Annotated in this window: 21 protein-coding genes; 8 read left to right on the top strand and 13 right to left on the bottom strand. The window is 72.1% G+C overall.

The window, feature by feature from the left end; all coding sequences use genetic code 11:
* Nucleotides 1–111: 111 nt before the first annotated feature.
* Both ABZS37_RS25175 and ABZS37_RS25170 read left to right on the top strand, forming a co-directional pair.
* Nucleotides 112–1,227 (top strand): ATP-dependent DNA ligase, encoded by a 1,116-nt coding sequence (locus tag ABZS37_RS25175; RefSeq protein WP_355172737.1) that lies wholly within the window; start codon nucleotides 112–114, stop codon nucleotides 1,225–1,227.
* A gap of 58 nt (nucleotides 1,228–1,285) precedes the next feature.
* A complete protein-coding gene (locus ABZS37_RS25170; protein ID WP_355172787.1) occupies nucleotides 1,286–2,857 on the top strand; it encodes an alpha/beta hydrolase in 1,572 nt (523 codons plus the stop codon).
* Nucleotides 2,858–2,872: 15 nt separating this feature from the next.
* Here ABZS37_RS25170 and ABZS37_RS25165 read toward each other — a convergent pair whose 3' ends face one another.
* Entirely contained in the window at nucleotides 2,873–4,147 is a 1,275-nt protein-coding gene (locus ABZS37_RS25165; RefSeq protein WP_355172735.1) for a YncE family protein, read from the bottom strand.
* A gap of 171 nt (nucleotides 4,148–4,318) precedes the next feature.
* Between ABZS37_RS25165 and ABZS37_RS25160 the strand changes: the two genes are divergently transcribed.
* Entirely contained in the window at nucleotides 4,319–5,467 is a 1,149-nt protein-coding gene (locus ABZS37_RS25160) for a helix-turn-helix domain-containing protein (RefSeq protein ID WP_355172733.1), read from the top strand.
* A 22-nt stretch (nucleotides 5,468–5,489) separates the two neighbouring features.
* Nucleotides 5,490–5,942, top strand: a complete 453-nt coding sequence (locus ABZS37_RS25155) for a GNAT family N-acetyltransferase (RefSeq protein WP_355172731.1) — start codon at nucleotides 5,490–5,492, stop codon at nucleotides 5,940–5,942.
* A gap of 241 nt (nucleotides 5,943–6,183) precedes the next feature.
* Here the strand turns inward: ABZS37_RS25155 and ABZS37_RS25150 are convergent, their stop codons facing one another.
* The 7 genes from ABZS37_RS25150 to ABZS37_RS25120 form a co-directional block, all read right to left on the bottom strand.
* The gene (locus tag ABZS37_RS25150; protein WP_355172785.1) at nucleotides 6,184–6,909 is read right to left on the bottom strand and encodes an ABC transporter ATP-binding protein; all 726 of its coding nucleotides are present in this window, start codon (nucleotides 6,907–6,909) and stop codon (nucleotides 6,184–6,186) included.
* 11 nt (nucleotides 6,910–6,920) lie between these two features.
* Entirely contained in the window at nucleotides 6,921–7,916 is a 996-nt protein-coding gene (locus ABZS37_RS25145) for an ABC transporter ATP-binding protein (protein ID WP_355172729.1), read from the bottom strand.
* A 1-nt stretch (nucleotide 7,917) separates the two neighbouring features.
* Nucleotides 7,918–10,626: an FtsX-like permease family protein gene (locus ABZS37_RS25140; RefSeq protein ID WP_355172727.1), complete on the bottom strand. Its 2,709-nt coding sequence runs from the start codon at nucleotides 10,624–10,626 to the stop codon at nucleotides 7,918–7,920.
* Complete coding sequence (locus ABZS37_RS25135; protein ID WP_355172725.1) at nucleotides 10,623–13,808, bottom strand: ABC transporter permease; 3,186 nt, start codon at nucleotides 13,806–13,808, stop codon at nucleotides 10,623–10,625. Before ABZS37_RS25135 ends, ABZS37_RS25140 begins: the two co-directional genes overlap by 4 nt.
* Nucleotides 13,809–13,937: 129 nt before the next feature.
* Entirely contained in the window at nucleotides 13,938–14,102 is a 165-nt protein-coding gene (locus tag ABZS37_RS25130; protein WP_355172723.1) for a hypothetical protein, read from the bottom strand.
* Nucleotides 14,099–14,314: a helix-turn-helix transcriptional regulator gene (locus ABZS37_RS25125; protein WP_030336216.1), complete on the bottom strand. Its 216-nt coding sequence runs from the start codon at nucleotides 14,312–14,314 to the stop codon at nucleotides 14,099–14,101. The genes ABZS37_RS25130 and ABZS37_RS25125 overlap by 4 nt, the downstream gene beginning before the upstream one ends.
* Nucleotides 14,314–14,793: a DUF2975 domain-containing protein gene (locus ABZS37_RS25120; protein WP_355172721.1), complete on the bottom strand. Its 480-nt coding sequence runs from the start codon at nucleotides 14,791–14,793 to the stop codon at nucleotides 14,314–14,316. Before ABZS37_RS25120 ends, ABZS37_RS25125 begins: the two co-directional genes overlap by 1 nt.
* Nucleotides 14,794–14,974: 181 nt before the next feature.
* Here ABZS37_RS25120 and ABZS37_RS25115 point away from each other — a divergent pair, with 181 nt between their 5' ends.
* Together ABZS37_RS25115 and ABZS37_RS25110 are read left to right on the top strand one after the other, a co-directional pair.
* The gene (locus tag ABZS37_RS25115) at nucleotides 14,975–15,544 is read left to right on the top strand and encodes a sigma-70 family RNA polymerase sigma factor (RefSeq protein ID WP_355172719.1); all 570 of its coding nucleotides are present in this window, start codon (nucleotides 14,975–14,977) and stop codon (nucleotides 15,542–15,544) included.
* A gap of 18 nt (nucleotides 15,545–15,562) precedes the next feature.
* The gene (locus ABZS37_RS25110; protein ID WP_355172717.1) at nucleotides 15,563–16,528 is read left to right on the top strand and encodes a CU044_5270 family protein; all 966 of its coding nucleotides are present in this window, start codon (nucleotides 15,563–15,565) and stop codon (nucleotides 16,526–16,528) included.
* A 76-nt stretch (nucleotides 16,529–16,604) separates the two neighbouring features.
* On the opposite strand, the gene ABZS37_RS25105 is transcribed toward ABZS37_RS25110, so the two are convergent.
* The gene (locus tag ABZS37_RS25105) at nucleotides 16,605–17,072 is read right to left on the bottom strand and encodes an SAM-dependent methyltransferase (protein WP_355172715.1); all 468 of its coding nucleotides are present in this window, start codon (nucleotides 17,070–17,072) and stop codon (nucleotides 16,605–16,607) included.
* Nucleotides 17,073–17,129: 57 nt separating this feature from the next.
* A complete protein-coding gene (locus tag ABZS37_RS25100; RefSeq protein WP_355172713.1) occupies nucleotides 17,130–17,507 on the bottom strand; it encodes a DUF4267 domain-containing protein in 378 nt (125 codons plus the stop codon).
* Between the two features lie 106 nt (nucleotides 17,508–17,613).
* Between ABZS37_RS25100 and ABZS37_RS25095 the strand changes: the two genes are divergently transcribed.
* Entirely contained in the window at nucleotides 17,614–18,189 is a 576-nt protein-coding gene (locus tag ABZS37_RS25095; RefSeq protein WP_355172711.1) for a TetR/AcrR family transcriptional regulator, read from the top strand.
* Nucleotides 18,190–18,202: 13 nt separating this feature from the next.
* Here the strand turns inward: ABZS37_RS25095 and ABZS37_RS25090 are convergent, their stop codons facing one another.
* Both ABZS37_RS25090 and ligD read right to left on the bottom strand, forming a co-directional pair.
* Nucleotides 18,203–18,784 (bottom strand): DUF222 domain-containing protein, encoded by a 582-nt coding sequence (locus ABZS37_RS25090; RefSeq protein WP_355172709.1) that lies wholly within the window; start codon nucleotides 18,782–18,784, stop codon nucleotides 18,203–18,205.
* Nucleotides 18,785–18,857: 73 nt separating this feature from the next.
* Entirely contained in the window at nucleotides 18,858–19,895 is a 1,038-nt protein-coding gene (ligD, locus tag ABZS37_RS25085; protein WP_355172707.1) for a non-homologous end-joining DNA ligase, read from the bottom strand.
* A gap of 47 nt (nucleotides 19,896–19,942) precedes the next feature.
* Here ligD and msrB point away from each other — a divergent pair, with 47 nt between their 5' ends.
* Entirely contained in the window at nucleotides 19,943–20,347 is a 405-nt protein-coding gene (msrB, locus tag ABZS37_RS25080) for a peptide-methionine (R)-S-oxide reductase MsrB (RefSeq protein WP_355172705.1), read from the top strand.
* 74 nt (nucleotides 20,348–20,421) lie between these two features.
* Here msrB and ABZS37_RS25075 read toward each other — a convergent pair whose 3' ends face one another.
* Entirely contained in the window at nucleotides 20,422–21,000 is a 579-nt protein-coding gene (locus ABZS37_RS25075) for a DUF305 domain-containing protein (RefSeq protein ID WP_355172703.1), read from the bottom strand.
* Nucleotides 21,001–21,021: the final 21 nt, after the last annotated feature.

Genomic DNA, 21,021 nt, shown 5'->3' with positions numbered 1-21,021 from the left:
GGTTATCCGATTCGCCCGGTCGGGACGAGCGGCGCGCGGCAGGACACGCCACCTCGGCACCCACGGTGATCTGCCTCACGACTGTCGGCACCGTCTGATTGACTGGTCGCCGTGGACCTGCCGATCAACCCGCCGGTCGAGCCGATGCTGGCCAAGAGCGTTCCCAAGCTGCCCACCACGCCGGGGGTGACCTACGAGCCCAAGTGGGACGGGTTCCGGTGCATCGTGTTCCGCGACGGCGACGAGGTTGAGTTGTCCAGTCGGGGCGGCAAGTCGATGACCCGCTACTTCCCCGAGGTGGTCGAGCAGGCCCGCCGGCAGTTGCCCGAGCGGTGCGCGGTCGACGGTGAGCTGATCGTCATCCGGCGCGACGGGCCGAGCGGCCAGCCCCGGTTGGATTTCGAGCTGCTGGCCCAGCGCGTCCACCCGGCCGCGTCCCGGGTGAAGATGCTGTCCGAGACCACACCGGCCGATTTCGTCGCCTTCGACCTGCTGGCCATCGGCGACGAGGCGCTGCTCGACCAGCCCTACCCGCGCCGCCGGGAGCGGTTGGTCGAGGCGCTGGCCGGGGTGCGCCCGCCGGTGCACGTCACCCAGGTCACCACCGATCCGGACACCGCGCGCCGTTGGTTCGACGTCTTTGAGGGCGCCGGGCTGGACGGGCTGATCGTGAAGCCGGCTGACCTGCCGTACGAGCCGGGCAAACGGCTGATGTTCAAGGTCAAGCACTCCCGCACCGCGGACGCGGTGGTGGCCGGCTTCCGCTGGCACAAATCTGGTCCGGTGGTGGGCTCGTTGCTGCTCGGCCTGTATGACGACGCCGGGGTCCTGCACCACGTGGGGGTGAGCGCGTCGTTCAGCATGGCCCGCCGTGCCGAGTTGCTCGACGAGCTGGCGCCCTACCGGGACACCGGCGGCGAGCACCCGTGGGTGCATGGCGACCACGAGCGCGGCCAACGCATCCCGGGCGGGGTGAGCCGGTGGACCGGCACGAAGAACCTGGAGTGGGAGCCGGTGCGCCCGGAGCTGGTGGTCGAGGTGGGCTACGACGCGATGGAGGGCGAACGGTTCCGGCACACCGCCCAGTTCGTCCGCTGGCGACCGGACCGCGATCCCCGATCCTGCCGCTACGACCAGCTCGACCGCCCGATCCGCTTCGATGTGGACCAGGTGCTGCGCGGCGATCCGGCGGCCACCGTGGACCGGGCCGCCACCGACTCGGCGTAGCCTGGCCGTCGACCCGACCTCGGAGGATCACGTGACCCGCACCGCCGACCAGCCTCGGATGGCGACCAGTCGCCGGGTCCGTCAAACTCTGGCCGCCTTCGCCGTGGCCGCACTGCTCACCGCCGGCTGCACGCTGCCGGCGTTCGTGCCACGCACCGACGTGGAGGGTGCGGCCGCGCCGACCGGCAGCGCGCCGACCTGGCGGCCCTGCCCCGAGGTTCCCGACGAGCTGGTCGGGCGCGGCGCACCGGACATGCGCTACGAGTGCACCCGGATCGCGGTGCCCCGCGACTGGGGCACCGGCAGCGGGGCGACGGCCGGCCCGGGCGCCGGGGAGACCTTCGAGATCGCCCTGCTGCGTGCCCGGTCCACCAAGCAACGGGACCGGGTCGGCTCGCTGGTGATCAACCCGGGCGGCCCCGGCGGCTCCGGCGTCGACACGGCCGTCTACCTCTCCTTCGGCACCCAGTTCGGTGGGCTGCCGACCTCGATCACCGAGCGTTTCGACATCGTTGGCTTCGACCCGCGGGGGGTCGCCCGGTCCAGCCCGGTGAAGTGCATCTCCGACGCCGACCTGGACGCCAGCTTCGGCTTCGACCCGGACCCAGCGAGCCAGTCGGCGTTCGACGGCCTCGTCGGCCTGAACCAGCGGATCGGGCGCGGCTGCGGCGATCGGTACGGCGACCAGTTGCCGCTGTACGGCACCGAGCAGGCTGCCCGCGACATGGACGCGGTGCGCGCCGCCGTGGGTGACGACAAGCTCACCTACCTGGGTTACTCCTACGGCACCCTGCTCGGTGCCACGTACGCCCAGCTCTACCCGGAGCGGGTGCGGGCGCTGGTGCTCGACGGCGCCGTCGACCCGCAGCAGCGACTGGTGGAGGGCTCGGAGAGCCAGGCCCGTGGCTTCGAGCGGGCCTTCACCAACTTCACCCGCTGGTGCGCGGCGAACGCCGGCCGCTGCCCGATCGCTCCGGACGCGCGTGCCGCGGTGACCTCAGCCATCGACAAGGCCAAGGTCTCCCCGGTACGCGGCGCCGACGGGCGGGAGGCCACCGCCGGCTGGGTGTTCTACGCGGTCATCTCGTCGCTCTACACCGAATCCGGCTGGCAGGAGCTGGCCCAGGCGATCGACCGGCTGGCCGAGGGCGACCCGAAGGACGTGTTCCGGCTCGCCGACGCGTACGCCGGGCGGGAGGACGACGGGCGCTACACGAACCTGTTCGACGCCAACCTGGCCATCAACTGCGCCGACGAGACGGAGAAGCCGAGCCGGGAGCAGATCCGGCAGTTGCAGTCGGAGTGGCGTGGGAAGTATCCGCTGTTCGGGCCGGCGCTCGCGGTCGGCATGTTGAGCTGCGTCGAATGGCCGGGCGGGCGTGACCCGTACCCGACCGGCCGGGCCAACGGCGCGCCGCCGATCGTGGTGGTCGGCACCACCGGTGACCCGGCGACGCCCTACGAGCAGACCCCGCGGCTCGCGTCGATGCTGGGCGTCGGTCGGGTGCTCACCTGGGAGGGCGAGGGGCACACCGCGTACCCGCAGACCTCCTGCATCACCGCCGCGGTCGACGCCTACCTGCTCGACCTGACCGTTCCCCGGGAGGGGCTGCGCTGCCCCGCCCGGTGACGGTGCGGTCGCCGGTCAGCCGGCGGCCGGTGGCGTCCAGCCCTCCGGAAGGTGCCCGATGCGGACCCGCTGCGGGTGGTCGCCGACCGGGACGCTGGCCACCTTCTGGCCGGTGGCGAAGTTGATCGCGGTGACCTGGTCCGCACCGGATTCGGAGATCACGCAGTCCCGGCCGTCCCCGCTGACCGTTGCCCAGTACGGCTTGCTGGCCGGCACGAGCGGGCCCTCGCGCAGCGTGGCCCGGTCCACCACGGTCGCGTAGTCGTCCATGGTGCCGGCGACGCAGAGCCGGGCGCCGTCCGGGCTGACCGACAGGCCATGGTGTCGCGAGTCGTTCACCCAGGTGGTGCGGTCCTCGCTGGTGGCCGGGTTCTTCGGCAGCGTGGCGACCCGGGTGATCCGGTCGGCGGCCACGTCGTACTCGACCAGGCCGTTGAAGAAGGACACCTGGAAGTAGAGCTTGCCGCCGTCCGGGGTGAACACCGCCGGGCGGACCGCGTCGGAGAGGTCGCGGCGGCCGGCGGCGTCCAGCCGGTCCCGCATGTCGATCACCTTGACCACCTGGAACGTGGTGGTGTCGGCGACGGTGATCCGGCGGTCCCCCTTGGTCCAGTCCAGCCAGGGCGCGTCCAGGTCGGTGTTGACCTCGCCGATGGACATGTTCCACAGCCGACGGCCGCCGTCGGTGAAGATGTTCTCGTGCGGCTTGTCGCCGGTGCCGAACGAGCCCAACTGCTGGCCGGTGCGGATGTCCAGCACGTGCAGGGTGTTCGAGGTGGAGGCGGAGACCGCGACCCGGGTGCCGTCGGGCGACACGGCCATGTGGTCGGCGCGGTAGCCGGAGACCGGGAACCGCCAGCGGATCCCTCCGGTGGCGAGGTCGATCGAGACCACGTCGGCGAAGCTGGGCCGGGACGCGACCAGGGCAGCGCCGTCCGGAGTGGTGTACATGTCGTCGACGAGCTGGTCGTGGCCCTCCCCCGGCCCCTGCCGGATGCCGAGAAAGTAGGCCAGCTTGATCGGGTTGAGGTAGATCTCGCGCAGCCGTGCGGCCCGGTCCGGGGTCACGTTGATCCGGCCGAGCTTGGCGTAGTCGCCGCGGGAGCGGATGACGTCGGCGGTGCCGTCCCAGTTGTTGCCGACGAACATCACCTCCTGCAGGGCGGCGGACGCGGCGGCTGGCGTGGGCGCCGCCGCCAGTGGGGTCGGCACGGCGAGCGCGAGGGCGGCCAGCGCGGCGAAACCGGCGCGGCGGCGGGATCGGGACGGGCGGGGTGACGCAGGGGTCATGGACGCCTCCTGGTAGCCGGTAGGACATCGACGTTTCTCGGTGGCTCAATCGGTGTTACCTTGCGGTAACAACCAGGAGAGCAACCGGACGGTCACCACGACTAGGGACCGGATGCCAACGCTCGACCGGCTCGGTTGTGCCGCGACGACAACGGGAGGCGGCGCGCGCCGATGACCCGGACAGGACAAGCGCCCACGTTCGGCGCGCTGCTGCGCGACCTGGCCGCCGACGCGGTCGCCGTGGACGAGGTGGCTCGGGCCGCCCGCGCGAACTCGCCCGAGGTGGCCCGCCTCCCGGCCGGCGAGGTCCGCCGGCAGGTCGTCCTGCTGGTCGCCAGCGGCCTCGGCGCGCTGGAACGCCACGAGGATCCCGCCGGGCGTGACTTCACCGAGGCCCGCAGGCTCGGCGCCGGCCGGGCGGCGCGGGGCATCTCCGTCGCCGGCCTGCTGCGCGGCGTGCAGGCCGGCCGGGACCGGGCGGTGGAACTGGTGGTCCGGCACGGCCGGGCGGCCGGCATCGCGGACGAGGTGCTGCTGGAAGGGCTGCTCACCATCGGCCGGTACGCGGCCGCGGTGGAGTGGGCGGTGGTGGACGGGCACCGGGCCGCCGAGCGGGAGCTGGTCGGCACCGGCGCGGCGGCCCGGGCACGTCTGCTGGGCCGGCTGCTGCTCGACGGGCCCGCCGGCACGTCACCGGCCGAGCTCGCCCGGTTCGGGTTACGGCCGGACGGCCGCTACCACTGCCTGGTCGCCACCCATCCCGATCCGGCGCCGTCGCACGCCCTGCATCGGCAGCTCAGCCGGCACGGCGGCCTGCTCGGCACCGTCGAGGACCGGTTGGCCGGCCTGCTCCCGCGGTTTCCCGGCCCCGCGACGACCGACCTGCTGGTGCTGGTGGCGCCGGCACAACCGCTGGAGCGGGCCCCGGCGATGTACGCGCTCTGCCTGGCGGCGCTGCGCACTGCCACGCACCGGCGGTTGCGCGGCCCGCGCCGGTTGACCGACCTGGCCGGGGAGACCGCCCTGGCCGCCCAGCCGGCCCTGGCCGAGCTGCTGCGGGGCACGCTGCTCGGCGCGCTCGACCCGGCCGACGAGTTTCACCGGGAGCTGGCCAGCACGGCGCTCGCCTGGCTGGACCACGGCCAGCGGCTGGACCAGACCGCCGCCGCCTTGCACGTACACCCGAACACGGTGCGCTACCGGTTGCGCCGGCTTCGGGAGGTGACCGGCGGGCCACCGGTCGAGGAGGGGGGACGGTGCACGGTGCCGGAGACCGTCCACTGGTGGTGGGCGCTGCGCAGCTGGCTGGACGACTGCTGAGGGGCCGTGCCAGGCTGCCCGCATGACCGATGTGATCTTCCGGCAGGCCGTCCGGGCCGACCTGCCCGCCGTCATCGCCCTCCTAGCCGACGACGTGCTGGGCAAGGCCCGCGACTTCACCGAGGTCGACGAGGCGTACGAGAAGGCCTTCGCGGACATCACCGCCGACCCGCGCAACCTGCTGATCGTCGCCGAGCAGGACGGCGACCTGGTCGGCTGCCTCCAGATCACCTACATCCCGGGGCTCGGCCGGCACGGCGCCGAGCGGTCCCTCATCGAGGCGGTCCGGGTCCAATCCGACCGGCGTGGCCAGGGCCTGGGCCGGGAGTTGATGACCTGGGCGGTTGACCAGGCCCGGCAGCGTGGCTGCGCGCTGGTGCAGCTCACCACCGACAAGACCCGCCAGGACGCGCACCGCTTCTATCTGGGTCTCGGCTTCGTGGCCAGCCACGAGGGCATGAAGCTCGCGCTCTGACCGGCTGGCGCTCACGGTTCGGACGGCCTCCTCCACTGCTTCACAGAAGCTGTGGAGCTGATGTCGTAAACGAGTCGCACACACCCGATTCGTTTACGACATCAGCTCCACAGCGAGCGCGCAGCATCATCGGCCGCCGCCACCCGCCGCCCGCCCGCGGCGCCACCCGCCGCCCGCCCGCGGCGCCACCCGCCGTCCGCCCGCGGCGCCACCCGCCACCCGTCGGCGGCGTCAGCAGCGGTCAGCCGTCGACCAGCCGGCCGTCGCGCAGGACGAGTAGACGGTCGGCGAGATCGATCAGGGCGGGGTCGTGCGTGGCCACCAGCGCCGTCATGCCCCGGGCGTGCACCACCGCGCGCAGCAGATCCATGATGGACCGGCCGGTCTCCGAGTCGAGCTGACCGGTGGGCTCGTCGGCGATGAGCAGGTCCGGCTCGTTCGCCAGTGCTCGGGCCACCGCGACGCGCTGCTGCTGCCCACCGGAGAGCTCGTACGGGCGCTGCGCCGCGTGCCCGCCCAGACCGACCAGCTCCAGCAGCACAGCGACCCGCTGCTCCCGCTCCGCGGCCGGCACCTGCGCCAGCCGCAACGGCACGCCCACGTTCTCGGCGGCGGAGAGGATCGGCACCAGCCCGAAGGTCTGGAACACGAACCCGACGGTGCCCCGGCGCAGCCGCAGCAACTCCGCCTCGCCGGCCGCGGTGACCTCGTGCCCGGCCACCACCACCTGACCGCTGTCCGGCCGGTCCAGTCCGCCGATCAGGTTCAACAGCGTCGTCTTGCCGGCCCCGGACCGGCCCCGGATGGCGACCAGCTCGCCGCGGTTGGCCGTGAACGAGACGTCCCGTACCGCGTGCACGGCGTGCTCGCCCCGGCCGAAGGTCCGGCTCAGGCCACTGACCCGGACCACCTGGGCAGGGTGCTCCGCCGGCACACCGCCGAACCCGGCCGCGCCGGTCACCACCATGTCCCGACGGCTCATGCCCGTGCCCCCCGCTCGTCCGCGGCCCGGTCACCGGGCCGTACCTGCACATGGTCCGGTTCCAGGTCGAGCCGGACCCGCTCCTTCAGCGAGAGTGCGTCGACGAAAGCGGCCGGTAGCTGCATCCGGCCGTTCCGGTCCAGCACCGCGTACTCCTCGCTGACCAGCTCGGTGTTGCCGTCCGCGTCGATCCGAGCGGTCCGGCGTACCTCGGAGGCGGTTCGGCCGTCGCGGATCGCGACGGTCCGACGGACCTGCGTGGCCACGGCGTGGTCGTGGGTGACGACCACGATGGTCACGCCCAGCTCGGCGTTTATGGTGCGCAGCGCCGCGAAGACCTCCGCGCCGGTCGCCTCGTCCAGTTCACCGGTCGGCTCGTCGGCGAAGAGCACCTCCGGGTCGTTCGCCACGGCCACCGCCACCGCGCACCGCTGCTGCTCGCCGCCGCTGAGCTGCCCCGGCCGCCGGTCCGCGCAGTAACCCACGCCGACCATGTCGAGCAGTTCCCGGGCGCGCTCCCGGCGGGCCTTCCGGCTGCGTTTGCCGGCCAACTGCATGGGCAGCTCGACGTTCTCCAGCGCGCTGAGGTACGGCAGCAGGTTGCGGCCGGTCTGCTGCCAGACGAACCCGACCAGCTCCCGTCGGTAGCTCAGCCGCCGCTTGGCGGACAGCGAGAGCAGGTCGTAGTCGGCCACCCGGGCGATGCCGGCGGTCGGCGTGTCCAGGCCGGAGAGGATGTTGAGCAGGGTCGACTTGCCCGAGCCGGAGGCACCGACGATCGCCACCAGCTCGCCCCGGTCGATGACCAGGTCGAGCCCCTGCAGGGCGACCACCTCCACCCCCTCGGTCTTGAAGATGCGCACCAGGCCGTCGCAGACGATGTGCCCGCGAAGGCGGTCCTGCCCGCCGGCCCGCTCGGCGGCGCGTTGCGCGGCCCGCTGTTGCATGGCGGCCAGGTCAGGCACCAGTGGAGTCTGGGCGGTAGCGGTCATCTCAGCTCTCCTCTCCGAGCCGGAGCACCTCACCGAGGCGCAACCGGCGGTTGTTCAGGGCCTCGACGGCGACCGCGAAGCCGAGGGCGACCGCCCCGAGCGCGAGCACCGCGGCGACCAGGCTGGGCTCGAAGGCCACCCGGACGGGCACACCACTGGTGAACGCGGACAGGCCGAGCACCGGGTTGAGCAGCAGGGGCAGCACCGCACCGACCAGCGCACCGGTCAACACCGACACCGCGACCAGCGGGGTCAATTCGACGAGCAGCAGGCCTCGCCACTGCCGGCGGGACAGGCCGAGGGTACGCAGCCGGGACAGCACCTGGCCCCGGGCTCGCGCTCCGGCCAGCACGGTGAACGCGATGGCCAGCAGCCCGAGCACGGTGCCGCCGACGGCGCCGGCCACAAAGCCGAAGGCCAGCACGCCGTTCGCCCCGCCGTTGCCGAGATCCCGTCGGACGTCCGCCCGGGTGTCGACGACGACCCCCAGCGGCCGTTCCCGACCGGTCACCGTTCCCCCACGCTGGTAGCGATCCTGCCCCTGGTCGCCGGCCTGGCGTAGCGCCTCCGCGTTCAGCGAGTCCCCGGCGACCAGCAGGCTGGTCGGCGCGGGTGTGGTGTTTCGCGCCGGCAGCGCCTGCCAGGGCAGGATCACGAACCGGCTGGTGTTCGCTGACAGCAACGGGAAACTCTCCTCGGTGCCGGCCACCCGGAACTCGTACCGCTGGCCCTGCACGGAGATGAAGGCGGAGCGGTCCAGCCCGACCTTGGCCAGGTCGGCGGCGACCGCCGGGGAGACGATCGCCGGCAGCGGCCCCGGGCCGGGCCGGGCGGTGCGCAGCGCGGCCGGAACCGGCAGGTCCACCTCGGATTCGCGGGCCACCGCGTCCAGGCCCGAGCCGTTGACGAGCAGCACGGCCGTCTGCGCGACCCGCGCGTCGGTGCCGAGCTCGTCGGCGGCCAGCCGCTCATCAGACTGGTACAGCACCTGGGTGACGGCCCGGACCCCCGGCAGGCGACCCAACTCGTCGATGGTGTCGGGCGCGAAGCGCTCCCCACGGATCACCGCATCGGCGGGCACGATCTGCTCGGCGGCGCGTTCCCGGCTCGCGTCGACGCCAGCGGCGACGACCGCGCAGAACGCAGCGGTGCCGATCGCCAGCACCACGACGACCAGCGGTGCGGCGACAGCCGACCGGCCGGCCCGTGCCGTGCCGAGGAAGGCGACGCTGCCCCGGGTCCGCGCGGCCAGCCGGCTGACCAGCAGCAACGGCCAGGGGTACGCCCGCAGCGCGAGCACCGCCGCGGCGACCGCGAGCAGCACCGGCACCGACACCAGCAGCGGGTCCACCTCGCCGAGAGTGAGGCCGCGCCGGCGCAGCAGCACAGCGGCCAGCCCGGCCAGCAGCAGCAGGGAGACCTCGACGGTGAGCCGACGGGCCGACGGACGCACCCGGACCAGGTCAGAACGGGCCGCCCCGCCGATCGGTACGGCCAGCGTCGCCAGCGGCAGCGCCAGGGTGACGAGCACGGTCGCCGCGGCGGCGTACGCGGCGGTCGGGTCCGGGGTGCCGGGGAACAGGGTGCCCAGCCACCAGCCGAGCGCGGCCGCGACCGGCACCACCAGCAGCGACTCGGCGAGGCTGCGCCGGGCGCCGGCGGTGGCCCCGCCACCACGGGCGCGCAGCAGGACGAACTCCGAGCGGCGCCGTCGGGTGGCGAGGCTGGCCGCGAGCACGATCAGCCCGGCCAGCGTGGCCAGTACGCCGGCCGCGATCACCGCGAGCAGGGTACGGGCGGCGTTCACCTGGGCGGCGAACGCGCGCAACAGGACATCGATGCCCTGGGTCAACGTGAGGTCGGACGGCTTGTTGCGCTGCATTTCCTGCAGGCCGTCGATCATCTGGTCCAGGTCGCGTGCGTCGATGGCGTCGACACCCAGCCGGTACCGCCATTCGGACCGTATCGGCCAACCCGCCGCGGCCCGCTTGTTGAGGGTCGACTGGTCGACCACGCCGACGACGATCAGCGGCTGGCCATCCCCGAGCGGTTCGGTGATCCGCAGTAGCGGTGGCAGTCCGTCCCAGATGCCGTTCGCGCGGTCGGCGGGCCGGAACAGCCCGGCCACCACCATCGGGGCAGCGTCGAGGAGATTGCCCTTGGCATCAGTGTTGCCGATACGCAGTTTGCTGCCGGTGCGCAGATTGAGCTTGCCGGCCACGTCGACATCGAGCGCCACCTCGATCGGCCGATCGGGTACGAACGTCTCGCTCGGCCACGCTCCCTCGACGAGGGTGCTGGCTTCCTGGATGCCGGGCATGGTCCGTAGCCCCAGGTCGACCAGCAGTTTCCGGGCCGCGAGATCCGGCCCGGACACCCGGGCCGGCGTGACGTCCACGTCGTACCAATGCTCGGACACTGCCGAGCGCACCTGCGGCGGCATCGTCGTGGCCAAGGTGTCGAACCGTTCGCTGGCGCTGCCCATCGCCGTTTTTCCGGGAGGTGCGCTCACCTCGCCCGTGGTGTACGAGATGTCCCGGCGGGCGGCCGGCTCGCTGGTCAGCTGCGCCCGCAGCCCCTGTTCGGCAAGCCGGTTGACCAGCCGGGGCACCCCACTGATCAGCAGCGTGACCACCAGGGTCAGCACCGCCAGGAGCAGGAACTGCCCGCCGTACGCCCGGACCCGCCGGACGGCCGCGCCGACGCTCATCGTTCTCCCCCGATTCGCAGCTGCACCGCCGCCACCCGCTGCCGGATGCCGGTGGCGATGAAAGCGCTGAAGGCGAGCGCCGCCAGCAGCAGACCGACCGCGGTCAGCCCGATCGGCACCCAGGGCAGCGCGAACGCCGCCGGGGGAATCGGCCGGCCGGCGGCCGGGGTGAGGATGACCAGTGGGGCCATGGTTGCGCTGACCGCGGCGCCGAGTAGTAGCCCGACCCCCACGCCGATGCCGGCGAGGAAGGTCTGTTCGGCCAGCAGCGCCCGGGCCAGCAGCCGGGGCGTGGCGCCGAGGGTGTGCAGCACCGCGAACTCCCCGAGCCGGTGCCGGGCGGTGGCCCACACGTCCACCATCAGGCCGACGAGGGCGAGCAGCACCGCGCCGAGCGCGGCGGCGAGCATTCCGGTACGCGACCCCTGCCAGTACGGGTCGTCGGCGGCCGACTCGTACACCGCTTCCCGGTTGAGCACGGTGACGCCCGGCAGCTCGCTGGCCGCCTGGGCGGCGGCCGTCGCGTCGTCGGCGCCCACCCACCACTCCGGTACGGGTCGCATCGCGCCACTGCCCCGGATCAGCGTGTCGACCGCCGCGGGCAGGTCCAGCAGCATGCCTTCCCCGGTGGTGGTCGGCACCGCACTCAGCTCGCCGACCAGCTGGACCGGCAGCGTCGCCCCGGAGAGCGTCAGGTCGACGGTGTCGCCGACGCGCAGGCTCAGTGCCTCGCGGACCCGGGGGGTCATCAGCACCGCTACGGGCTTGCTCTCCCCGCCCGGCACGATCGTGAACCGGCTCGGCGGCTGGTACAAGAACTGCCCGCCAGGAATCACTTCCACCGAGTGGACCGCGGCGAACCCGGTGGGAGTGGTCCGCACCGGCGTGGGTATCTCGCCGGGCACGGTCATCATCCAGTCACCGCTCAGCTCGGCGGGTCGGGTCGTGCCGTCGGCAACGACCACCGTCAACCCGTCCACCTGGAGCCGGTAGGCGTTGCCGGCCGCCAGCCCGCCGTCGGCTTCGAACCCGGCCAGCCGCAGCCGCGCCCCACCCACGTCGGGCAGTTGCACGGTGAACCGGGTCGTCCGGCCGTCACTGTCGGCGTTGGCTGCCGGCAGCCGCAGGGCGAGCCCGTCGGAGCTGGTGACCAACAGCGTCACCGCGACCTGAACCGGCCGGCTCGCGTTGCTCACCGGGGTACGGACCGTGCCGGTGATCGCGCGCGCGTCGGCAGGAAACTCGACGCCTGCGAAGGCTCCCCGCGCCCCGACCATCCGCTCGTACTGCGTCGACGCGGGTCCGTCGCTCAGGCGGTCGGCGAGACGGACGACCCCGGCGGCGCTGGCCGGGTCGACACCGATCACGGTCACCGGCAGGTCCTCCCGGCCAACCCGCATCTCGTCCCGCCATGCCGGCAGCACCCGATTGACGCTCGGCAGCGCGGCGAGCTGGTCGGCCCGGGTCGGCGGGGCGGTCCCGGTCCGTTCGGTGACCCGGAGGTCGGCGCCGACCGTGTGACCGGCCTGCTCGACCTGGGACCGCTCCCCCGTGCTGATCAGGGACCAGGCCAGGGTGCTGCCACCGACGGCGAGGGCGAGCAGCAGCACCGGGCCGGCGTGTGGACGCCGACCGGCCTGCCACATGCCGAACATGGTGGCCGTCCAGGGGCGTCGGTCGACGAACCGCTCGGCGAACCGGGTGAGCGGCGGGAGGACCCGCAGCGCCAGCACGGCACCGGCCAGCACGCCGAGCGTCGGGGCGGCGACCAGCAGCGGGTCGAGCCCCAGTCGGCCGCCTGAGCCGGCCAGCGGGGAGGCGTACCGGCGTAGCTGCACCCAGGCGAGCAGGGCGAGCGCCACGAGCACCAGGTCGATGCTGGCACGTTGGACGCTCGCCGCGCGGTTCGGGCGGGACCGGGCGGCCATGTCGGCCACGTACGTGCCGGCGCTGCGCAGCGTCGGGAGAACCATGGCGACGAGGCAGCCGGCCGCGGTGGCCGCGGCTGCCGCCCAGACCAGTGTGGTGTTGCCGCCAGCGGTGGACAGGTCGCCCGCCCCGCCGGGGCGGATGTACCGCAGCGCCACACTGGCGATCAGCGGACCGAGCACGGCGGCCGGGGCGACCACGAGGGTCGCTTCGCGGGCGGCCAGGCCGGCCAACTGGCGGCGGGCGGCACCGCGGGCACGCAGCAGCGCGGTCTGCGGGCGGCGGTCCTCGTGCAGCAGTGCGGCGACCAGCACCAGCGCGTACCCACCGAGCACCAGGATGAGCAGCAGCGGGGTTGCCAGCGAGGAACGACCCACCAGGTCGGCGCGGGCGATCCGGTCCAGCAGTTGCTCCATCTTGGTGACCGCCTGCCCGGAGCTGCCCAGTTGAGCGGCCTCGGGCACCGCCGAGGCGGCCTCGGCGAGGGCTTTCCGCACGGCGGGCAGGTCGGCGGTGTCGACGCCGCCGAGGTCCGGTTCGGCCAGCCAGGACGCCGACACCGAGCCCGGGAAGGTGGCCGCGAAGTCAGCCGGGTCGAGCGCGAACGGCCCGTACGAGGTGCCGGAACCGACGCTGCCCGCCCCCACTCCGGGTGCCAGCAGCCAGTACGCGTCGGTCGGGTCGCGGGGCCGCCAGGTGCCGGCGAGCACCAGTTCGCCGCGTCGTTCGGTGGCCCGGTCACGCACCGGGACGCGTTCGCCGACGCTCAGTCCGAGCGCGCCGGCGACCCGCTCCGGCAGGCTCACCTGGATCGGGTTCGCCCCAGGGCTGGGCCAGGCTCCGCTGGTCAGCTCCGCGTGGCCGGTGAGGTCGTCGAGCGTGGCCAGGCTCGCGAAGACCGGTTCGTCGTCCGGACGGGGCACCTGCCCGAGGTCGCCGGTCAACTCCCGGCCGGTGCCGTAGCGGGCGGCGGCGACACTGACCGGGACGCCGGCCAGCCCTGCGGCGAACCCGTCTCGGACCGCCTTGTCCCGGGTAGCGAACTCGGCCGCGTCGCGTCCGCCTGAGCCGTTGACCAGCAGGCCGCGCTCCTCGGCCGGCGAGGCGGCGACCAGCGAACGCTGCCCGGCGTCCACCGCCCGGCGGTTGTAGTCGGACAGGCCGGTGACCAACGCGACGGCGACGAGGGCGGCGATCACCGCGGCAACCAGCAACCCTCGCGCCTCGCGGGCCCGCCTCCACACCAGCTTCATCCGACGCCTCCCCTGGCCCTGACGGGCCGACGACCATCAAGACACGCCACCCACCGGGAAAGGTTCGCGCCCGTTACATGATCGTTACTCTGAGGGGGTCAGCTCAGACCGGCCCGCGCGCCTGGACGGCTAACTGCCGCCCCGGACGTTCCGGATGCCGAACGCGACCGCGCCGATCACCAGCGCGACGCCCAGGAGCTGGAGGCCCGGCGAGTCGTCGGCCTCCCCGTGCACGATGCCGGCGACGCCGACCGCGGTCGCGAGAATGGCCAGGACGGTCAGGACGTACCTCATGGGGTTTCCTCCTCAACCCACTCGAGCAGGTCCCCGGGCTGGCAGTCGAGCACCCGGCACATCGCTTCCAGCGTGCTGAAGCGGACGGCCTTGGCACGGCCGTTCTTCAGCACCGCCACGTTGGCTGGCGTGAGCCCGACACGTTCGGCGAACTCACCGACGCTCATCTTGCGCTTGGCCAACTCGACGTCGATGCGGACGACGATGGGCATCAGATCACCGCTTCCATGTCGGTCCGCAGCGTGGTTGCCTGCCTCAGCAGCGCACGCATCACCACCATGAGGAGCCCCAGCACGGTGACGCCCACCGTCAGCAGGAACAGCAGGAGTGGCACTCCTGGGTCATCCGCGTTGAACCCGACCCAGAGAAAGACACCCACGAGCACCACCCACGCGGCGGCGATGGCCCACACGATCGCGTCCACCCACTTCAGGGACGCCTCGGTGAAGATGCGGTCGGTCTTGACGAGGCTGAGCAACTTCCACGTCGAGACGATGACGACCTGGACGCACAGCACCCAGAACACCGTCACGACGGTCGCCGGCCATCGCAGGTAGGCGTCCTGCGGTGACTCCTGCGCCATGTACGCGAACTGCCCGGGCAGCGAGAGGGTCTGGAACACGACCAGGACCCCGAACAACACCACGAGAAAGACCCGGAGAGCGGCTACCGCTCGATGCTCTACAACCATCCATCGAGTTTCGCTCGTTACCTATCGAAAGTCAATCGGTTCGCGGGTTCGCCGCTCCCGTCGAGGAGGTCGGCCGGCATCTCAACCACTGATCCACCTTTTTGTCGTGCCGGATGGTTCGGTAACACCCGCGCTCCGCCTGACGAAGAGAGGGTGTGGCGGCTACGAGAGAGGACGGCCTGTGAATGAACCTGGCCAAGCGGAGGGTGACATCTCTGGCATCGGCGTCGATCCGGTGGCCTTCGAGGCCTTCTACCGGCAGCACCTGGAGGCGGTGGGCCGGTTCGTGGCGCGGCGGGTCAACGACCCACACCTCGCGGCCGACCTGACCGCGGACGTGTTCCTGGCGGTGGTCGAATCGGCGGCCGGTTACCGGCCAGACCGGGGTAGCCAGATCGGCTGGCTGTTCGGGGTGGCCCGCAACGTCATCGGCGACGAGCGGCGTCGGGCTGCCCAACGGCTGCGGGTGACCGGACGACTGGCCGGACGACGGGACCTGAGCACCGACGACATCGCCCGCATCGAGGAGCGGATCGACGCCGAGTCGGCGGCCCGCCGTACCCATCGGGCGCTGAGCGGGCTACCCGAGGGCACCCGGGCGCTTGTCGAACTCGTCGCCGTGGACGGCCTCACTGTCGCGGAGGCGGCGACCGTGCTCGGAATGTCCCCGGTCGCCGCTCGGGTCCGCCTGCATCGTGCCCGTCGCCTCGTCCGCGCAGTGCTCGCCCGCCCGGCCACCACCCTCGCCTGATGAGACGGAGATGACGCTGTGAACAAGATCGAACAGTCGCCGCACGGTTTCGAAGAGCAGCTCCTCACGGATCTGACCGCACACGTCGCTTGGCGGGCCGAGATGGTTTCGGCGGCCCGTCCGGTCGGACGACGTACCCGGTACGTGCGCGGTTGGCGCATCGCCGGAGCAGTCGGGCTGGCAGTCGCACTGACCGTCGGTGGCCTGGCGGTCCAGACGATGAGAGTGGGCGACCAGCCGCCGCCCACGGCCAGCGCGTCGGAGGTCCTTCGTATGGCGGCCGATGCCGCCCGGCAGCAGCCCGAGCTCACCGCCCGACCCGATCAGTACGTCTTCACGGAACTCCTGGCGACGATGCGGGAGAGACCGGACAGCGGCCCGTACACCACCGTACGAACGCAGATTTGGCAGTCGGCCGGGGGCGTCGCGCACACGCAGGCACGTTACCGACCGGAGGCCGATCCGAACGGGTGGAGCGAGCTGAAGGTGCTTCGCCCGGATGATCCCGCCGATCCCGACAAGGAACTCGATGTGTTCCCGTCACCCGCGTACCACGGCGATTTGCCTACCGACCCGGACGAACTGCTTCGATACCTTCGGGAACACCCGGTCGACCTGCACCTCCCCGAGGCTGCCGATGAGCAGGCCGTGTACGGGGGCGAGAGCATGCCGTACACCACCGCGCGGTCGATGCTCGACGGTTACGTGCCGCCCCGAGCGCTGGCGGCGCTGTTCGAACTGCTGGCACGGGAGCCCGGAGCGGTCGTCATATCGGGCGACGTGGTGGACGCCGCCGGCCGGCACGGGGTGGCGATTCGGATGCCCGGTGTGATCGGTGGTAGCGAAGACTTCCTCTTCGACCGAGACACCCACGTCTACCTTGGCACCCGTGGGTCGGTGGTGCGCAACGGCAAGGAGTCGCTGCATGCGGCTGCCGCGCTGCTCCGCGTCGCAATCGTCGACCGGCCAGGCCAGCTGCCCTGACCGGTGATGGGCGCGCCCTGGACGCCAGGGCCGATTGGCCACACTCGTCGGTGGTAGTGGCGGTTGTGGACCTCGCTTACGGCTGGAAGTACTCCGACATCAGGCGGCTGACCCATTCCGGCTGCTGGACGTTCACCGGCAGGAACTCCGTCATCGTCGGCTTCAGGTCGATGACCGGGGTCCCCGAGACCGCGTCGAGGCCCACCACCGTCAGTTCGCGGCCGTGGACGGCTTCGATGGCGCAGCATGTCACTCCGATGCGGTTCGGCCTGCGGGGGCCGCGGCCCGCGAATATGCCAACCGGCGGGAGGTCGGGGCGTCCACGGTAGGGGCGGGGTTCGCGGTAGTCGCCGTGTTCCGGGAATTGATCGAAGATGAAGAGGACTTCGACGTGGGAGAAGCCCTCCAGTCCCTGGAGGCACGCATCGCCGAAGCGCTCGTCGATGGTGATCGTGCTGCGGACGGCACCCCAGTGGTCGGTGTGCTGGACATCCGTTCTGTCGTTTCGGACCGTACCGATCGGGTTGATCTCGAAGCTGGGCATGGAGAGGCTGTTCCCTTCAGCGAACGCGACTTTTGGCCGGGGCGGCGTGACAAGTGGTCACGCGACGAGCAGGAGCACGCTGATCGCCACCATCACCAGGGCGGTGGCCCCGTGGATGCCGTACACGGCCGCCTTGGGACCGTTGCTGCGCAACACGATCAGCGCGTCGCCGACGGGTATGCCGGCGGCGGCCAGCATGAACCAGCCGAGCAGGTGGGGTGTCGCTCCAGCCAGCAGGATGAAGATGAAGACCCCCGAGGCGATGTCGCGCACGGCCTTGACGGAAAGCCAGGCCTGGAAGTTGCGGTCCCCGGTCGGCGTGCCCGGGATGCCGAAGCCGGCTGCGGCCTGCGGCGCCCAGAAGGCGCGCACGCCGATGAAGATGATGCCTGCGCCGATCAGTCCGGCGAGCACGTTGGCGACGTTGGTGAGCATGGGCGGCTTCCTCCTGAGTGACACCGGCGTACTTCTAGCGGCGCTAGATGCGGTAGCGACGATAGTTTGCCGCCGACAGGATGTCTAGCGTTGCTAGGATGTGGTCATGTCCGCCATCAGCGAGCGCCGCGAGCGTGAACGTGCTCACCGTCATCAGCTGATCATCTCGGCCGCGCGTGAGCTCGCGGAGGCCGAAGGCTGGGAGGCAGTCACGACACGACGGCTGGCCGAACGCGTGGAGTACAGCCAGCCGGTGCTGTACAGCCACTTCGACGGCAAAGACGCCATCGTCAGCGCCGTCGCCCTGGACGGATTCAGCCAACTCGCCGCCTACCTGAGCCACGCACGGCAGGCGGCCCCTGAGCCCGAACACGCCTTGCGCGCCGTCAGCCGCGCCTACCTGGAGTTCGCGACCGATCGACCTGCCCTGTACCAGGCCATGTTCATCCTGCCCACCGACCTGAAGTTTGCGAGCGCCGAGACACCGGTCCCGCTGCGGGCTTCGTTCGACGAGTTCGTCAACTGCTTCCGCCCGGACAGCGAGCGACGCGAACTGTTCGCCGAAGTCATCTGGGCCGCCTTGCACGGCATCGCCGTCCTGTCGCAAAGCGGCCGCATCCCCGCTGATGGACAGGAGGAACGAGTCGACTTCCTCATCACCCAGATCGCCAGCGCCCGATAGGACCGACCACGCCTCACGCGAGCCGGCGCACCGCATCGGAAGTGAGGTGCGGGCCGATGTCGAGGGCGCCGGCGCCGGCGCCGGCGCCGGCGCCCAACAGCTGGGTCAGGCCGTCGTAGCTGGTCATGACGACGATTTGGGCCGGGTCGCCACCGTTCTCGGGCAGCTCACCGATGCTCAGGGCCAGCCGGCACACATCGGCGAGGGCGTCGTGCCGGCGCTCCCCGGCGGAACGGGTGTCGTCCGACCCGGAGGGCGCGCCGAGCGGGTCGATGACGGCACGTAGCAGCGCGGCGGCCTCCGCGTCGAGGGTGCCGCTGAGCCGCAATCGACCACCGGTCTGCTCGGAGATGGTGACGTGCCGATCGCGGGCCGCCCGGGCGGCCTCTGCCTCCAGGGCCGCCGCAGCGGCGGCGTCGGCAAGGTCCGGGGCGACGTGGTCGAGGATCCGAGTGCCCATCCTGCGCAACAGTGCGGGGTCGAACTGCTCGGCCCACTCAACCAGCAAACCCGCGGCCTTGTCGGCCACCTCGGCGTCCGTCGAGGCCGACACCGTGGCGGCCGTCTCGGCCGCCCGCGCCAACTCATCGATCACAGGCAAATTTTAGAACAGACGTACGACGACTCTCGGCCGTTTAGGCATCGACGGGAAGCGCCGGCCGAGCGGATCAGGCGCTCTCGTCGGCGGGAGTGCGCTTGGCGCGGCTGGGCTGGACCCGCTTGGGCTCGCCGGGCATCTTCGGGTGGTCCGGCGGGTACGGCAGGTCGCCCTGACCGGCGGCGGCGTCCCGTTCGGCCCACTCCAGGAGCGGAGTGATGTCCCACGGCGCGTCATCGATGCCGGCGTGCGGGTCGCCGCGCTCGGCCAACCGGGCCGGAACGGTGCGCAGGTCGAAGTCGTCCGGGTCGACGTCGGGCAACTCGTCCCAGGTGACCGGGGTCGAGACGGTGGCACGCGCGTTGGCCCGCAGCGAGTACGCGCAGGCGATCGTCCGGTCCCGAGCCATCTGGTTGAAGTCGACGAAGACCCGGCTGCCGCGCTCCTCCTTCCACCACGCTGTGGTGATCAGGTCGGGATGGCGACGCTCCACTTCCCGAGCGAGCGCGATGGTGGCCCGACGCACCTCGGTGAACGTCCAACGCGGCTGGATGCGCAGGTAGACGTGCACGCCCCGGCCGCCAGAGGTCTTCGGCCAACCGGTCACACCCAGCTCGTCGAGGAGCGCGCGGAGCTCCCCGGCGGCCCGCGCCGCGTCGGCGAAGTCGGTGCCCGGCTGTGGGTCCAGGTCGATGCGCAGCTCGTCGGGTCGGTCGACGTCGGCGGCACGCACGGGCCACGGGTGGAACACGATCGTGCCCATCTGCGCCGCCCACGCCACGTGCGCCAGATCGACCGGGCAGAGCTCCGCCGCGCTCCGGCCGCTCGGGAAGGTGATCTCCGCGGTCGTCACCCAGGGCGGGACGCCCCGGGTGGGCACCCGCTTCTGGAAGAACGCCTCACCCTCGACGCCCTCGGGGAAGCGTTGCAGTGTGGTGGGCCGGTCCCGCAGGGCACGCGTGATCCCGTCGCCGACCGCGAGGTAGTAGTGGAAGACGTCCGCCTTGGTGAAGCCCCGCTGCGGGAAGATCACCCGGTCCGGACTGCTCAGCCGTACGCTGTGCCCGGCCACCTCGACCTCGGTGACCGCTGCCTTGGTGCCAGCCATCTCGCGACCATATGCCACGACCCCGACGTTCGACGTACCGTTGAGGGGTGAGTCTTGACGACAACGAGCTGCCCCGCACCGACGACGAGTGGCGGGTCCGACTGACCCCCGAGGAGTTCCACGTCCTACGGGAGGCCGGCACCGAACGGCCGTGGACCGGCGAGTACGTGGACACGAAGACCCAGGGGGTCTACAACTGCCGCGCCTGCGGGCTGGAGCTTTTCTCCAGCGACACGAAGTTCGACTCGCACTGCGGCTGGCCGAGCTTCGACGACGCCATCCCCGGCCGGGTCAAGGAAATCGAGGACAGCACCCTCGGCATGGCCCGTACGGAGATCCGCTGCGCCCGCTGCAACAGTCACCTCGGGCACGTCTTCCACGGCGAGGGCTTCACGCCGAAGGACACCCGGCACTGCGTCAACTCGGTCTCCATCCGGCTGGAACCCCGCTGACCTGAGCGGTCTCCGCACGCCGGTACGCACGGCAGCGGCGTACCCCGACGGGCCCGCCAGCGGCGTACCCCGGATCAGCCTGGCTTGGTGAGCAGCTCGACCTCGGCGGTCCTGGACTGCTCGATCCGCCGCGCCAGGTCGCGGACCCGCTCGTTACGGCCGACGCCGACCTGGGCTCGGGCCAGGTCGGCCGCCGACCGCTGGTGGTCGGCGAGAACCTCGCGCAGCACTCGATCGACGTCCGCGTCCGGCGCGGTCCGCAGCCGGTCGAGCGCGGCGTCGTCGCCGTGCCCTTCATGATGGTGTACGCCCACGCTGGCGCCCGGCCCGGCCGTGGGCAACCAGCCGCGCATCGCCGACAGCTCGTCGGCCTCGGTCGCCTCGATGGCGGCGGCCAGGGTACGCAGCGCGTCGTCGCGCACCCGGTCCCGAGCCAGCCGGACGATCTGCAGGGTGCGTTCGCTGTGCCCCACCATGGTGCTCAGGAACACGACGTCGATGCCGCTCATCGCGTCGCCCTCGGCCGTGGACCCGCCCGCCGTGGACCCGGCCACGGGGGCCGGTTGTGGTACGGCTGACGGGGCCGACCCGGCGCAGGCGCTGGTGAACAGCAGAACGGCGAGCAGGTACGCCAGGTGGGTACGGCGGGGCATGTCGGGTGCTCCGTTCACGCG

Origin of the sequence: Micromonospora sp. NPDC005413, from assembly GCF_040606435.1 — a bacterium.
Lineage (GTDB): Bacteria > Actinomycetota > Actinomycetes > Mycobacteriales > Micromonosporaceae > Micromonospora.
The sequence above is the reverse complement of the archived record's forward strand: the minus strand, read 5'-3'. Positions and strand labels throughout refer to the sequence as shown.